A 17,063-nucleotide genomic window follows, 5' to 3' on the forward strand; every position below is an offset into this window, starting at 1 on the left:
TTACCAACCTTTTACCCAGGTTAGCCAGCTGCTGTATGTGGCCTTTAGTTGATTAGAACTGGTTTCATCCAGTTTAAAAAGGAAGTCAGATCCACATTGCAGTGCCTTGTCGGAAACGGTGTGAAATCGACTGTATCGGAAAAATTCGGATACCCGGTTTTATTGAGTCACAACACGTTTACTCTAAATTGGTATGTGAATGAGTAGATTGTTTTAACTGGGGGTTGCAATCAAAGGGGCTAAATCGGTTTTGCTGTGGGTCGATTGGATCCTTTGGTTTTGCGGTTGTGGTTAAAGTGAACCGTGTGTCTCTCAGTCATTAAATATATTAATATTGTTTCTCAAATTAATCATTTGTTCATTTTCCTGGTTTAGGTATAATCTCGGATTGAATTTTGTTCAGTGAGATTGTCTTTTGTTGCTATAAGGTAAAAAAAAATCAATCAGGGATTTTGGAAAATATGAAAACAATAATACAAATAATAAGCTTGTTATTTCTGTTTTCCTCACTGGCACAGGCGAGTGTTGCACAGTCGCCCAGTGTCTATGAGGATAGCTCGGGAAATATCTATATTCAGTCGCCCAAGCAGTTTGTCTTAATTGCCGGTGACATTAATGTGCCTTTACACGTCTACCCCACCATGGGGTTGCTCAAACTAAGATACAGTAACGGCCAGTGGACCCGTGAAGTACTCTCTGAATCACAGTTTAGAGCCATAGAATCTCAGTTGCAGCTGAGCGCCTCGCTGACAGAGCGCCTGCGCTGGCAAGACATAGATGGTGATGGGACCAGAGATTATGTCCTCTTCACTGATGCATCCTCTTATCATGATGCGAGTCTCATTTCGATTGGCACTAAGTCGGGCGCGATCCGTGCACTTAAGTTGCCGTCGGGTACTAATCTGGCTAACAACTATCAACTTACAGATGTTAACGGTGACGGCCGACTAGATGTAAAGTCGGGCTCTGAGGTTTTCCTGGCATCGGCAAATGGTACTTTCTTATATACCGGGCAAGGTGTCGTAGAGCCGGCCAGCAAAATAGATACAACTTCCGGTGAGTTCAGAGTGGATGAAACGGGTCAGGCAACCTACACAGTACCTGTGACCTTACCTAAGGGACCTGGTGGCATTAAACCGTCGGTTTCTATCTCTTATAGCTCAGCTGCAGGCGTCGGCAACGCCGGGTATGGATGGAATGTCGCAGCCGCTTCAGCCATCACTCGATGTACAAAAAACATTGCCACAGACGGTAAACAGCAAGCAGTCAGAATGCAAAAGAGCGACGGTTATTGTTTAGATGGTAATCGCCTGATCCTGGTCAGTGGCAGCTATGGTGCCGCAAACAGTACCTATCGCACTGAGCTGTCTAACTTTATGACCATTAAAGCAATCGGTACAGATAGCAGTAACACCGGACCTAAAGGCTTTATTGTTGAATCCAAAGATGGTGATACAAAATATTACGGCGACACGTCGTTAAGCAATGACAGTGATGCGTTTGTCAAACCAGCTGGCAGCTCAGCGAAAGGGGCACACACCTGGGCACTGAAGCAGATCAGTGATATTTTCGGCAATAAAATTACCTATCACTACACCACCAATACCAGCCTTGGCTATCACCTGCTGAACTACATTTCTTACGGAAAGGTCAAAGTTGACTTTGATTACACCGACCGTAATACCCGCCAGTATGGTTACGCCCATGGGGGTAAGGTGGCGAATGTAAAACGCATCTCTGGGATTGAGGTCACACGCGGCGGTGAGGCATACCGTTACTACAATATCAACGGTGATGGCAGTAAGCATGACTATATTGACAGCATTCAGGAATGTACCTCGTTCAGTGCTGATAAATCATGTAAGTATGCGCTTACCTTTAACTATAAAAAAGACACCAGCGATGTTGGGTTTGCGGTGGCAGCAAACCAAACTTCAGGAATAAGAACAACGACCTTACTGACCGATTTTAACGGCGATGGTCGCTCGGACTTCTTATATACCAACAGTACGGGAAAAGTACTGAGTGTTAAGATCGCAGGTCATGATACAGATGTGATCACCTCAAACCTGAAGTCGGTTAATGATTTTAAACTGGCAGATGTGAACGGGGACGGGTATACCGATATTATCTATGCACAAACGTCGGGCTCGACAACCAAGTGGTATGCCAAGGCCTACCAGCCAGCGACACAAACGGTGTCGGATATGATCTGTGATGACGGCGTACAGCCTTATGGCGCAGAGCTGATGCACGCCGATTATTTAGAAGAAGTCCAGTCGGCAGAGACCGTAAGTAGCGAAGCGTTTTCCCAGCCAGCCAGCCTGAGCCGTACACAATTGCAAGGCAGAGGCATTTGTTACCCACATGAGTACGTTGAAAGACTTTCTTTCAGCTCGGCTGTGGCGCTCACCCCGGGGTATTCAAGTTCCACGATGTTTGTTGATATTGACGGTGATGGCTTGTCTGACTGGCTATCTAGTTCAGGTAGAAAACTGTCCTATCGTAAGAACATAGAATCTAATAACGCACTGGGCCGGGACTATGGTGCACTTGATTATTTCTATGAATTTAGTACCGCAGACTTTTCTCCTGATCGAAGCAGCCAGGGGTGCTATTCATCTCATTCCATAGAGCGTAAATTCACCAAAAGCGCAGACATTAACGCAGATGGTGTATCAGACTTCATTGTCAGGCTAAAAACCAGTTATGGCCCCATGCACAGTCAGGCTGGGTGTCCGGGCTCTCGTACGGCTTATAAATATAAGCTTCTGCTGAGTAAAGGCACGGATGAATACAGTAAATTCGACTATGACTTCAGTGGTGTGGAAGACATTCGGTTTGCAGACTTAAATGGCGATGGCTTGTCTGATCTGGTGTTTGCTAAAAACAGTGGCTGGCAGTATCGCCTGGGTACTGGCAATGCGACCGCACCACTACAGTCGGCAAAAAGCTTGTCGATCCTCTCAGCAAAAATGGGCACAGCGAGTTACCGTGGGAATGTCCACTTTGCTGATGTAAACCAGGATAATATTGCTGATATCATCGCGCTTAACCATGCTCAAGTGGTGGATCGTGAAGGATATTGTCGTTGGGTAGGGGATGGCCTTCCCCATGGCATTGAACCTGAAGTACCGGCGTTGGCCGAGGAAGTGGGAACCACTTCATGGCAAAATTGTGGTACGGGCTATGTCTGGGTCGATACAACCTATACCGATGGGGTGCAGGCCACCGTCTGGACAGGGAAAACAACCAGCGCCACGAGTATTGGCTACACTGCAATCAAACTGGGTGGTGAATTAAAAGGCACTGGCCATACGCTTAAAATTGGTGACATAGATGGTGATGGCCTGGTTGATGTGTTGCGCAGTAGTACAGCTGCCACGTCCAATGCAACCTTTGCGCACTATCGTAATACAATGCTGAGTGCCAGTGTCGCCTCGCATAAGTTGACTAAAGTCACCACAGGTTTCGGTGTTGAAACCGACATTAACTATAAGAAAATATCAGACGACGCGGTGTACACCCATTTACCGGCGTTTAATACCTTAGGTAAGGTGAATGCGAACTTCTTCTCACCAAAATTTGGTATGTGGCTGGTTAGCAGTGTCTATTCAGATTCTAATGGCAGTGGTTCATCGGCCCAGCAAGTGGGTGTTAAATACAAATACTCCGGGTTTAAGATTGATAAACTGGGGCGTGGGCCTCAGGGCTTCTATGAAATAGAAACCACCGATCCACAAACGAACATCAAAACGACGACGCGCTATCACCAGAGCTGGCCACTGACGGGTAAGCCTCAGTTCACCAAATCTTATGCCGGCGATAACCTGATCACGCATGCAACCTCTACTTTTAGACAGCATACCGATAAGCTGGGCTCACTCTTTGTTTATCTTCGTCACAGCGATGAAAAAGGCTGGCAGGTAGGCTCTGACGGTACCCGCCGTCCCATCAAGCGTATTATGGTGACCAACAGTTATGACTCAGGACTGACCGACAAGTGGGGTAACCTGACGAGCAATACTACGGCGACCTATATGCCAACGGGAAGTGGCCAGGATAGCTGGACTGTGGCGCACATCACCAGTTCAACCAACGCTTATTACACAGGTGCGGACTATCTGAGATATGGGCGCTTAAAGTCGAGCTCGGTGAGACAGTTGCAATATGCTAAGCAGGGTCTGTCTTATTCTAATTTGACTCGTAAAACGGAGTTTACCTATTACGATAACTTGATGCTGAAAAGCGAAACCGTCGCCCCAGAATGTGCCGGCAGTTCGACTAGTCGTAATAATGTGAATCACTGTGATGCCAGCAATAAGTACACAAAAACACTGCATTACGATGCGTTTGGTAATGTAAAGCAAACTGATGTCACTGCGGGCTCGGAGACACGCTCTAGTTATACTCAGTATGACAGCACGGGTGAGCTGGTTGTCAGAAAGACGAATGCGCTGAATCAGGCTGTCACGTATCTGTATAACGGCGTGAGCAACCCGGATGGACGCATTGAGTCTATCACAGAAACCAGCCCCAATGGCGTGTCAACAACGAAACTTCTGAATCAATGGGGAGAAGTGGTAGAGACGCGTTTTGCGAATGGTACTTATCAGAAGCGTGAAACCTTATCCTGTGGCAGCAGCTCGCTGTGTTCATCGGTGAGCGGACGCTACTATACTAAATCTACTCAATCTGGTGTAGCCGCGCAATATGAGGTGTTTGATATATATGGCCGCAATGTGCGCAATACCAAAGTGCTGGTTGATGGCAGTGTGGCGTATGAAGATATCACCTACGACAGGCACAACAACCCGATAACCAAGACACTGCCCTATAAATTGGGAGAGACTAAGTACACGACGCGCTTCGACTTTGATGGTTACAACCGGTTAGAAAAAACCACTATGCCCAGTGGCAAAGTGACAAGCATCCAGTATCTGGGTCATTTAACCCGTACCACGGATGTGGGGGGCAGTAATGATGGCTATAGTGCCAGCAGCTACAAACGCGATGAAATGCAGGATGTGCTGGATCGTACATTGTATAAGACAGATCCTTATACAGGCTCTAATCCGGATATTGTGAATCGTGTTAAATTTAATTATGACGCTTTCGGTAATACAGTCAGCACAATAAACGCGGTTTATAATAGTAGCTCAGGGCAATTCAAAAACACCGTAACCACAACGCACTACGACCGTTATGGCAGAAAAATTAAGGTGGAAGATCCCAGCCGGGGAACCTGGCAGCTCTATTACAATGGCTTTGGCAATATTGTTAAAGAGGTGAATGGTCGCTCTGAAACAAAAGTGAACTCTTTTACTAAGCTGGGTCAGGTATCACGTACTGTTCAGCTGGATAAAACCGTGCCTGGCCGTTCCCTGATCAGCTGTAATGTGTATGGCAACAGCAAATCTGCGCATAACATTGGTAAACTGACAGACTCTTATCAGTTCCGTGTGACAGGCTCAGCGCCAAGCTGCGAAAACTTAATTGCCAACAACACGGCGAGTATCAGTAAGCACTATACCTTTGATGACTTAGGTCGCTCTGAAAGCAGTGTGATTAAAAATGCCGGTGGTGAGTTTAAGACTGTTTCCAGCTATAACAGCCTGGGTCAGGTTAGTCAGATGGCATTGCCAAACGGCATGTTTGTGAAGTCGTATTACACGAACGGTCAGCTGCGCAGTAACTATGATGCCGCCACGAATAAGTTGTTGAGCAAAATTGAGCGCGTTGATGCACAAGGTCGGGTGACACAGCAGACGTTTGCCGGTGGGGTATCCCGGACTCAGTCGTTTGAAAAAGACAGTGCCTTCATTGACTCAATTTCTATTTCAAACGCCACTCAGACGTTGTATACGGTGAACTATAAGCATGATATCCGTGGCACCACGCGTCATCGTATCAGTCAGTATTATGAGCCGGGCGTCGGCAACGATTCGTTCAAATTTACCGAGTCTTTTGGTTATGAAAATAACGGTCTGCAACGCCTGGAAACCCGCACGGTAAGCCATGCCAGCACCCGTTATGGTGTTTCATTGCGCCTGGCCAATCAAACCTACAGCTATGATGCATATGGCAATATCAAAACCAACACCAATGTAGGCACTTACAACTATACGAATACCAATAATCCGTATCAGCTGACATCTGTTTCCGGGGCAAGTGGTAAGCGCAGCTACAGTATGTCTTATGATAGCCATGGCAACATTGTTAATGATGGTCAGCGTCGTTTTTACTACACCCAGTTTGATAAGCCTTATAAGATCACCAAGGACAATAATACCTTTACTGAATTCCGGTATGACGAAGCGGGTCATCGTTATTACCGTAAAGACGTACAACTGGTGAATGGCAGTTCACAAACGAAACAGGTGTACTATGTTGGTAAGGTCTATGAGCTGATCAAACAGTCAGGCGGTAAAAACAGCAGTGGTAGTGCTTTGCCATCACAAATTGAGCATCGCTGGTATGCTGGTGGCGTGGTGATCAGTCAGGTTGAGGGTCAGGCACAAAAAACTCAGGTTGCACACAGCGATATGTTGGGCTCAACCGTGCTGGTGACCAATGACAGCGGCAGTGCAATTGCGCAGTATATTTATGACCCCTGGGGTAAACAGCAGCGGGTGTATGCGGCTTCTGAAATGGGCAGCAGCCTGTTACCATTGACACAGATGCGCGCCTTTACCGGGCACGAGCAGGTAGATCAGCTCGAGGTCATACATATGAACGGGCGTATCTATGATGCCAATCTGGGTCGATTCTTACAGGCGGATCCGTTTGTTCAGTTCCCGGATTTAACGCAAAGCCATAACCGTTACAGCTATGTGCTGAATAACCCATTGACTTACAATGACCCGAGTGGTTACTTCCTGAAGAAGTTAATGAAGATCACGGGGCTGAGCTCACTACTTAAAGCCATCGCGAAAATCCCAATTCTGGATGCGGCGGTCAGTATTGCGTTGGGGATATATGCGCCCTGGGCATTGCCGTTATATCAGGGGCTGAAAACCTATGCTGTGACTGGCAGCTTTGGTGCAGCACTCAAGGCCTACGTTATTTCCAGTGTGACGATTGGTGTTTCTGAAGTGATTGGAGGTGCGTTACCTTTTGAAGCGGGTGGTTTAACTGCGGTTGCGAATGTTGCTTCTCATGCGATGGTTGGGGGGATCACCTCCGTTCTGCAAGGGGGTAAATTTGGTCATGGTTTTGTCAGCTCGATGGTGACGGCGAGCATGAAAGGGTTTATGAAACCACAAACGGGTGTGTTTGCAGATGCAGTTAAGAGAACCATTATAGCCGGTGTGGTAGGGGGTACTGTTTCTGAACTGACAGGTGGTAAGTTTGCGAATGGCGCGGTCACTTCAGCTATGCAGTGGTGGTATAATGCAGAGGGTAATCCCTCGTTTCCAGATGCTGATTTATTACCCAAATATGGCATAGATCCTTCATCGGGAGAACCAGTAACAGAAATTCGCTCTAGGTTTGCTAAAAGAGACAATGACCCTGAAGTATTTGAAGTTTCGGCTCATGGTGTAGTGGGTACAAAACATGGCAAGGAAGCAGGATTTATGCTGGTTGGAAGGGACTATAAGACGGGAGATAGTTACTCAGTTCAAATGAGCTTAGAAAATGCGGGGTGGACACCAGGCACACCAATAAAACTGTATGCTTGTTACACAGGTGCATTGGGATCAAATTCATTTGCTCAACACTTGTCTGATGCATTACAAGTAACGGTAACTGCCCCAACAAATATTGTCTATTTACATGGTGACGGCAGTTATACACATAGGGCGGACGGAAAGTTTGTAACATTTCAGCCACGTAAGGTAGAGGATTAAATATGCAGGTCATTGCACTTTTACTCTTGATATTGCCAGTCGGTATAGCGTTTTCTGCAAGCGACAGGGTCGTTTTGGAGAAGGAGTGCACTGTTTCTAACTTGGAACATATGACTGAAAATAACGTTAATAATTGCATAGAATTTATGCGTGTATTAAAAGAGGATGACTATAAGAAATTTACTAAAAAAGCGGTCGAACTGGGGTTTTTATCACCGCTAGTAGATTACTACATTAATCCTCTTTTTGATGACCCCATTGAGTATAAAGAAAGGTTAGTCTATAGAGGTGCTTATAAATGTTATCCACAACTTGAGAGTTTAGTGTATAGAATTGAAAAAAAGAAGGGCGGAAATGAGCACCTTTTATGGGAGCTCTTGGTGAAAATGAACAATAGTAAATATAAGTTTGAAAGTCGACAAACACCAAGCTTTAGTTTAGAAGAACTAAGGCAGTTTTTTAGTCGATTTGATTGCTAAACTTTAACTATGCTGTTGGTATTTATTCGTAAATGCACATATGTGTGGGTTTTGTAAGAATAAGCTTTTTCGCTACTTTTTATGTCTGGCTCTATCCACAATAACAGAGTTGCTTTAACTGACATCCGGGTTTAACTGATAACTCAGTGCCCGGATTATTCTTGTTTCTGCACATGTAACTCAACCCAGTCTAGTACAGCTCATTGTAAAAACTATATTTCCTTAAGGTAATCGACAGAAGTCATACCCTCTAGCGTATAGTGAGAAATATCTAACTATTCACCTTTAGCGTCGTGAATTTGCTATCGATGTAAATCTAACACTTCGTTTCGGTAGCTACGACTAAAGCGTTTCACAAATACATTTTGAAAAGGACTGTTAGTCTGAAAAATGCGAGTTTGATGTTCTGTTTCTGAGCTTAACGACTTCTTGAGTACCAGCTCTAAATTGACATGCGAATGAGCTGAGCGCTTTTAAAATGAGCGTTGTAATGTAAAGGTGCAATAGGTTCTGACTGTTGGTCAACAAGCGGCCTTTTGTTTTTCTGTCGTTGATAAAGTGAATCGTGTGTCTCTCAGTCATTAAATATATCAATATTGTTTCTCAAATTAATCATTTGTTCATTTTCCTGGTTTAGGTATAATCTCTGCCTGAATTTTGTTCAGAGAGATTGTCTTTTGTTGCGCTAAGGTAAATAAAACCAGTCAGGGATTTGGAAAATATGAAAACGATAATACAAATAATAAGTTTATTATTTCTGTTTTCCTCACTGGCACAGGCGAGTGTTGCACAGTCGCCCAGTGTCTATGAGGATAGCTCGGGAAATATCTATATTCAGTCGCCTAAGCAGTTTGTCTTAATTGCTGGTGACATTAATGTGCCTTTACACGTCTACCCCACCATGGGGTTGCTCAAACTAAGATACAGTAACGGCCAGTGGACCCGTGAAGTACTCTCTGAATCACAGTTTAGAGCCATAGAATCTCAGCTGCAGCTGAGTGCCTCGCTAACAGAGCGTCTGCGCTGGCAAGACATAGATGGTGATGGGACCAGAGATTATGTCCTCTTCACTGATGCATCCTCTTATCATGATGCGAGCCTCATTTCGATTGGCACCAAATCGGGCGCGATCCGTGCACTTAAGCTGCCGTCGGGTACTAATTTGGCTAACAACTATCAACTTACAGATGTTAACGGTGACGGCCGACTAGATGTAAAGTCGGGCTCTGAGGTTTTCCTGGCATCGGCAAATGGTACTTTCTTATATACCGGGCAAGGTGTAGTAGAACCGGCCAGCAAAATAGATACCACTGCGGGCAGCTTTAGAGTAGATGAAACGGGTCAGGCAACTTACACAGTACCCGTAACCTTACCTAAGGGACCTGGCGGCATTAAACCGTCGGTTTCTATCTCTTATAGCTCTGCTGCAGGCGTCGGTAATGCCGGGTATGGGTGGAATGTCGCAGCCGCTTCAGCCATCACTCGATGTACAAAAAACATTGCCACAGACGGTAAACAGCAAGCGGTCAGAATGCAAAAGAACGACGGTTATTGTTTAGATGGTAATCGCCTGATCCTGGTCAGTGGCAGCTATGGTGCCGCAAACAGTACCTATCGCACTGAGCTGTCTAATTTTATGACCATTAAAGCAATCGGTACAGATAGCAGTAACACCGGACCTAAAGGTTTTGTTGTTGAATCCAAAGATGGTGATACAAAATATTACGGCGACACGTCGTTAAGCAATGACAGTGATGCGTTTGTCAAACCAGCTGGCAGCTCAGCGAAAGGGGCACACACCTGGGCACTGAAGCAGGTCAGTGATATTTTCGGCAATAAAATTACCTATCACTACACCACCAATACCAGCCTTGGCTATCACTTGCTGAACTACATTGCTTACGGAAAGGTCAAAGTTGACTTTGATTACACCGACCGTAATACCCGCCAGTATGGTTACGCCCATGGGGGTAAGGTGGCGAATGTAAAACGCATTTCGGGGATTGAGGTCACACGCGGCGGTGAGGCATATCGTTACTACAATATCAACGGTGATGGCAGTAAGCATGACTATATTGACAGCATTCAGGAATGTACCTCAATCAGTTCAGATAAATCATGTAAGTACGCACTTACCTTCGACTATAAAAAAGACACCAGCGATGTTGGGTTTGCGGTGGCAGCAAATCAAACTTCAGGAATAAGAACAACGACCTTACTGACCGATTTTAATGGCGATGGTCGCTCAGATTTCTTATATACCAACAGTACGGGGAAAGTACTGAGCGTTAAGATCGCAGGTCATGATACAGACGTGATCACCTCAAACCTGAAGTCGGTTAATGATTTTAAACTGACGGATGTGAACGGGGACGGGTATACCGATATTATCTATGCACAAACGTCGGGCTCGACAACTAAGTGGTATGCAAAGGCCTATCAGCCTGCTACGCAAACGGTGTCGGATATGATCTGTGATGATGGGGTACAACCATACAGCGCAGAACTGATGCATGCCGATTATTTAGAAGAAGTCCAGTCGGCAGAGACCGTAAGTAGCGAAGCGTTTTCCCAGCCAGCCAGCCTGAGCCGCACGCAATTGCAGGGCAGAGGCATTTGTTATCCGCATGAGTATGTGGAAAGGCTTTCTTTCAGCTCGGCTGTGGCACTGGCTCCGGGATATTCAAGCTCCACGATGTTTGTTGATATTGACGGTGATGGCTTGTCTGACTGGCTATCTAGCTCCGGTAGAAAGCTGGCGTATCGCAAGAACATAGAGTCCAATAACGCCCTGGGCCGGGATTACGGTGCACTTGATTATTTCTATGAGTTTAGTACCGCAGACTTTTCTCCTGACCGAAGCAGCCAGGGGTGCTATTCATCTCATTCCATAGAGCGTAAATTCACCAAAAGCGCAGACATTAACGCAGATGGTGTATCAGACTTCATTGTCAGGCTAAAAACCAGTTATGGCCCCATGCACAGTCAGGCTGGGTGTCCGGGCTCTCGTACGGCTTATAAATATAAGCTGCTGCTGAGTAAAGGCACAGATGAATACAGTAAATTCGACTATGACTTCAGTGGTGTGGAAGACATTCGGTTTGCAGACTTAAATGGCGATGGCTTGTCTGATCTGGTGTTTGCTAAAAACAGTGGCTGGCAGTATCGCCTGGGTACTGGCAATGCGACCGCACCGTTACAATCAGCAAAAAGCTTGTCGATCCTCTCTGCAAAAATGGGCACAGCGAGTTACCGTGGGAATGTCCACTTTGCTGATGTCAACCAGGATAATATTGCTGATATCATCGCGCTTAACCATGCTCAAGTGGTGGATCGTGAAGGATATTGTCGTTGGGTAGGGGATGGCCTTCCTCATGGCATTGAACCTGAAGTACCGGCGTTGGCTGAGGAGGTGGGAACTGCTTCGTGGCAAAATTGTGGTACGGGCTATGTCTGGGTCGATACAACCTATACCGATGGGGTGCAGGCCACCGTCTGGACAGGGAAAACAACCAGCGCCACGAGTATTGGCTACACTGCAATCAAACTGGGTGGTGAATTAAAGGGCACCGGCCATACGCTTAAAATTGGTGACATAGATGGTGATGGCCTGGTTGATGTGTTGCGCAGTAGTACTGCTACAACGTCCAATGCAACCTTTGCGCATTATCGTAATACAATGCTGAGCGCCAGCGTTGCCTCGCATAAGTTGACTAAAGTCACCACTGGTTTCGGTGTTGAAACTGACATTAACTATAAGAAAATATCAGACGACGCGGTGTACACCCATTTACCGGCGTTTAATACCTTAGGTAAGGTGAATGCGAACTTCTTCTCACCAAAATTTGGTATGTGGCTGGTTAGCAGTGTCTATTCAGATTCTAATGGCAGTGGTTCATCGGCCCAGCAAGTGGGTGTTAAATACAAATACTCCGGGTTTAAGATTGATAAACTGGGGCGTGGGCCTCAGGGCTTCTATGAAATAGAAACCACCGATCCACAAACGAACATCAAAACGACGACGCGCTATCACCAGAGCTGGCCACTGACGGGTAAGCCTCAGTTCACCAAATCTTATGCCGGCGATAACCTGATCACGCATGCAACCTCTACTTTTAGACAGCATACCGATAAGCTGGGCTCACTCTTTGTTTATCTTCGTCACAGCGATGAAAAAGGCTGGCAGGTAGGCTCTGACGGTACCCGCCGTCCCATCAAGCGTATTATGGTGACCAACAGTTATGACTCAGGACTGACCGACAAGTGGGGTAACCTGACGAGCAATACTACGGCGACCTATATGCCAACGGGAAGTGGCCAGGATAGCTGGACTGTGGCGCACATCACCAGTTCAACCAACGCTTATTACACAGGTGCGGACTATCTGAGATATGGGCGCTTAAAGTCGAGCTCGGTGAGACAGTTGCAATATGCTAAGCAGGGTCTGTCTTATTCTAATTTGACTCGTAAAACGGAGTTTACTTACTACGATAACTTGATGCTGAAAAGCGAAACCGTCGCCCCAGAATGTGCCGGCAGTTCGACTAGCCGTAATAATGTAAACCACTGTGATGCCAGTAATAAGTACACCAAAACAAAGCACTACGATGCGTTTGGTAATGTGAAGCAAATTGATGTCACTGTGGGCTCAGAGACACGCTCTAGTTATACCCAGTATGACAGCACGGGCGAGCTGGTTATCAGAAAGGCGAATGCGCTGAATCAGGCTGTTACGTATCTGTATAACGGTGTCAGTAATCCGGATGGGCGCATTGAGTCTGTCACAGAAACCAGCGCTAACGGTGTATCTAAAACACAGCTTCTGAACCAGTGGGGAGAAGCGGCAGAGACCCGTTTTGCGAACGGGACTTATCAGAAGAGTGAAACCTTATCCTGTGGCAGCAGCTCGCTGTGCTCATCGGTGAGTGGACACTACTATACAAAATCAACTCAGTCTGGCATTGCTGCGCAGTATCAGGTGTTTGATAGATATGGCCGCAATGTACGTAATACCAAAGCACTGGTCGATGGCAGTGTGGCGTACGAGGATATCACCTACGACCGACATAACAACCCGATAACCAAGACATTACCATATAAATCGGGAGAGACTAAGTACACGATCAGATACGCATTTGATGGTTACAACCGGCTAGAAAAAACCACTATGCCCAGTGGTAAAGTAACAAATGTTGAATATCTGGGTCATTTAACTCGTACCACGGACGTGGGCGGTAGTAATGATGGCTACAGCGCAGTTAGCTATAAACGTGATGAGTTACAAGATGTATTAGGCAGAACGCTATATAATACAGATCCTTATACAGGTTCTAGCTCTGACAACGTAAATCGTGTCAAATTTGACTATAACGCGTTTGGCGATATCGTGAGCACGACGAATGCGGTCTACAATAGCAGCACTCGGCAGTTTAAAAACACCGTAACCACAACGCACTACGACCGTTATGGTAGAAAAATCAAGGTGGAAGATCCCAGCCGGGGGACCTGGCAGTTGTATTACAACGGCTTTGGAGAAGTGGTTAAAGAGGTCAATGGTCGCTCTGAAACAAAAGAGACTTTCTATACTAAGCTGGGTCAGGTATCACGTACCGTTCAGCTGGATAAAACCGTATCTGGCCGCTCATTGGTCAGCTGTAATGTGTATGGCAACAGCAAATCTGCGCATAACATTGGTAAACTGACAGACTCTTATCAGTTCCGTGTGACAGGCTCAGCGCCAAGCTGCGAAAACTTAATTGCCAACAACACAGCAAGTATCAGTAAGCACTATACCTTTGATGACTTAGGCCGTCCTGAAAGCAGTGTAACTAAAAATGCGGGTGGTGAGTTTAAGACTGTTTCCAGCTATAACAGCCTGGGTCAGGTTAGTCAGATGGCATTGCCAAACGGCATGTTTGTGAAGTCGTATTACACGAACGGTCAGTTGCGCAGTAACTATGATGTCGCCACGAATAAGTTGTTGAGCAAAATTGAGCGCGTTGATGCACAAGGTCGGGTGACACAGCAGACGTTTGCAGGTGGGGTATCCCGGACTCAGTCGTTTGAAAACGACAGTGCCTTTATTGACTCAATTTCTATTTCAAACGCGACTCAGACGCTGTATACGGTGAATTATAAGCATGATATCCGTGGCACCACGCGTCATCGTATCAGTCAGTATTATGAGCCGGGCGTCGGCAATGACTCGTTCAAATTTACCGAGTCTTTTGGTTATGAAAATAACGGTCTGCAGCGTCTCAAAACCCGTACAGTAAGCCATGCCAGCACCCGTTATGGTGTTTCATTGCGCCTGGCCAATCAAACCTACAGCTATGATGCCTATGGCAATATCAAAACCAACACCAATGTAGGCACTTACAACTATACGAATACCAATAATCCGTATCAGCTGACATCTGTTTCCGGGGCAAGTGGTAAGCGCAGCTACAGTATGTCTTATGATAGCCATGGCAACATTGTTAATGATGGTCAGCGTCGTTTTTACTACACCCAGTTTGATAAGCCTTATAAGATCACCAAGGACAATAATACCTTTACTGAATTCCGGTATGACGAAGCGGGTCATCGTTATTACCGTAAAGACGTACAACTGGTGAATGGCAGTTCACAAACGAAACAGGTGTACTATATTGGTAAGGTCTATGAGCTGATCAAACAGTCAGGCGGTAAAAACAGCAGTGGTAGTGCTTTGCCATCACAAATTGAGCATCGCTGGTATGCTGGTGGCGTGGTGATCAGTCAGGTTGAGGGTCAGGCACAAAAAACTCAGGTTGCACACAGCGATATGTTGGGCTCAACCGTGCTGGTGACCAATGACAGCGGCAGTGCAATTGCGCAGTATATTTATGACCCCTGGGGTAAACAGCAGCGGGTGTATGCGGCTTCTGAAATGGGCAGCAGCCTGTTACCATTGACACAGATGCGCGCCTTTACCGGGCACGAGCAGGTAGATCAGCTCGATATCATACATATGAACGGACGTATCTATGATGCCAATCTGGGTCGATTCCTGCAGGCCGATCCGTTTATTCAGTTTCCGGGCGTAACGCAAAGCCATAACCGTTACAGCTATGTGCTGAATAACCCATTGACTTACAACGACCCAAGCGGTTACTTCCTGAAGAAGTTAATGAAGATCACGGGGCTGAGCTCTCTACTTAAAGCCATCGCGAAGATCCCAATTCTGGATGCGGCAGTCAGTATTGCGTTGGGGATATATGCGCCCTGGGCATTGCCGTTATATCAGGGGCTGAAAACCTATGCAGTAACGGGGAGTTTTGGTGCAGCACTCAAGGCCTATGTTATCTCTAGTGTTACGATTGGGATTTCTGAGGCCATAGGTACTGCCCTGCCATTTGAGACGGGAGGGCTAACCTCATTGGCCAATGTGGCTTCCCATGCCATGGTTGGTGGGATCACCTCCGTTCTACAAGGTGGGAAATTTGGTCATGGTTTTGTCAGCTCAATGGTCACGGCGAGTATGAAAGGCTTTATGAACCCTAAGACCTCGAATTTTGGTAATGCTTATACCCGTACCATCATCGCAGGCTTGGTAGGGGGCACAGTGTCTGAACTAACCGGTGGTAAGTTTGCTAACGGTGCGGTCACTTCAGCTATGCAGTGGTGGTACAATGCTGAGAAAGGTGGCTTAATTGAAGAGGCCAAAAAGAATGCTCGGGCCCTCAGGGAGCATATAGGCAACCTCAATACTAAAGATCGAGTTGATAGAGCGCGCATTGCGGCACTTGCAAAAGAGTTTGGCTACATCAAAGGCGATGGTGCACAAACAATTCGTAGTGCAAGTACTGCAAACATTCACAAACTGGCTATGATGAAAGCGCTTGAACCTGGATTGATAAAGGAAATGATGCCGTACGCTACGAAAATCATCAGTGGAGGAACGACTATGACAGGAGACCCATTGGGTACCCTTGCAACGGCTGTTGGTCCGGTTGCCCCACAAGCGGGTTTCTTTGGACAGGCAAGAGGTATACTGGGTGTCTGGGATGCAACGTTGACTGCTGATCAATACTACAATAAGTCGAATGGTTTTATGCAGGTGATTCACGATATCGAAACCTCTTATATCAATGAAGTCGCACCGAAATGTGGGGAAACCATGCGATGCTGGTAAGAAGCATTACTTTTCTGATTGGCATGGCTGCGTTCCAAAGCGTAGCCTGTCAGGAAAAACTAAATCAACTGGAATATATTCGCTTTCATTATGTGAGCGAGCAGGCATTGCCCTATCAGCAACTTGGGATTGAGACTGTCAGAGCCAGGCTGTTTGGGAAAGAAGTCTTAATGGCGAAGGCAGACTTACAGGAATCAGAAGAGATCTCGGTTGCTGAGGAAGTCTATAAATCCAATATTTATGCACATCCGAAGTATGAGCTAAGCTATTCAGTGAGTCCGGCCCCTTTTTCCAGTAAGGGGAAGGGGAGCTTCAATGTTTTGCTTACAAGCATATCGGAAATTTACAAGCAGCCTTTGTGCGGTGACGAATTGAGCGATAAGTTAATGGAGATTACTGCCTTAGTTGACTCACCTGAGCCGCCGAACATACTGAATGTGTATATAGATAAGCATAACAAGCATATTCTGGCGGTGAATAAACAGTCATGGCGGAGTATCTATCCATCTGTTGATCAAGAGCGACTGATCATTGGCATGGGCATTCCTCTTGAGCACTAGGTACGCAAGTACACATACT

At 46.2% G+C, this 17,063-nt stretch carries 4 protein-coding genes; all 4 read left to right on the forward strand.

Features of this window, described 5'->3' with window-relative positions:
* The first annotated feature begins 461 nt into the window (after positions 1 to 461).
* The 4 genes from AT705_RS16170 (at position 462) to AT705_RS16185 (ending at position 17,044) form a co-directional block, all read left to right on the forward strand.
* Positions 462 to 7,850: an FG-GAP-like repeat-containing protein gene (locus tag AT705_RS16170; RefSeq protein ID WP_058797366.1), complete on the forward strand. Its 7,389-nt coding sequence runs from the start codon at positions 462 to 464 to the stop codon at positions 7,848 to 7,850.
* 2 nt (positions 7,851 to 7,852) lie between these two features.
* Entirely contained in the window at positions 7,853 to 8,329 is a 477-nt protein-coding gene (locus AT705_RS16175; protein ID WP_058797367.1) for a hypothetical protein, read from the forward strand.
* 721 nt (positions 8,330 to 9,050) lie between these two features.
* Complete coding sequence (locus AT705_RS16180; protein ID WP_058797368.1) at positions 9,051 to 16,484, forward strand: FG-GAP-like repeat-containing protein; 7,434 nt, start codon at positions 9,051 to 9,053, stop codon at positions 16,482 to 16,484.
* Positions 16,475 to 17,044 (forward strand): hypothetical protein, encoded by a 570-nt coding sequence (locus AT705_RS16185; protein WP_058797369.1) that lies wholly within the window; start codon positions 16,475 to 16,477, stop codon positions 17,042 to 17,044. The genes AT705_RS16180 and AT705_RS16185 overlap by 10 nt, the downstream gene beginning before the upstream one ends.
* Positions 17,045 to 17,063 lie beyond the last annotated feature (19 nt).

The sequence above is a fragment of the Pseudoalteromonas rubra genome (assembly GCF_001482385.1).
GTDB lineage: Bacteria > Pseudomonadota > Gammaproteobacteria > Enterobacterales > Alteromonadaceae > Pseudoalteromonas > Pseudoalteromonas ardens.

Bases quoted from the DNA above. Each gene is read 5' to 3' on its own strand.
- AT705_RS16170 (WP_058797366.1), top strand. From the start codon at position 462: ATGAAAACAATAATACAAATAATAAGCTTGTTATTTCTGTTTTCCTCA.
- AT705_RS16175 (WP_058797367.1), top strand. From the start codon at position 7,853: ATGCAGGTCATTGCACTTTTACTCTTGATATTGCCAGTCGGTATAGCG.
- AT705_RS16180 (WP_058797368.1), top strand. From the start codon at position 9,051: ATGAAAACGATAATACAAATAATAAGTTTATTATTTCTGTTTTCCTCA.
- AT705_RS16185 (WP_058797369.1), top strand. From the start codon at position 16,475: ATGCTGGTAAGAAGCATTACTTTTCTGATTGGCATGGCTGCGTTCCAA.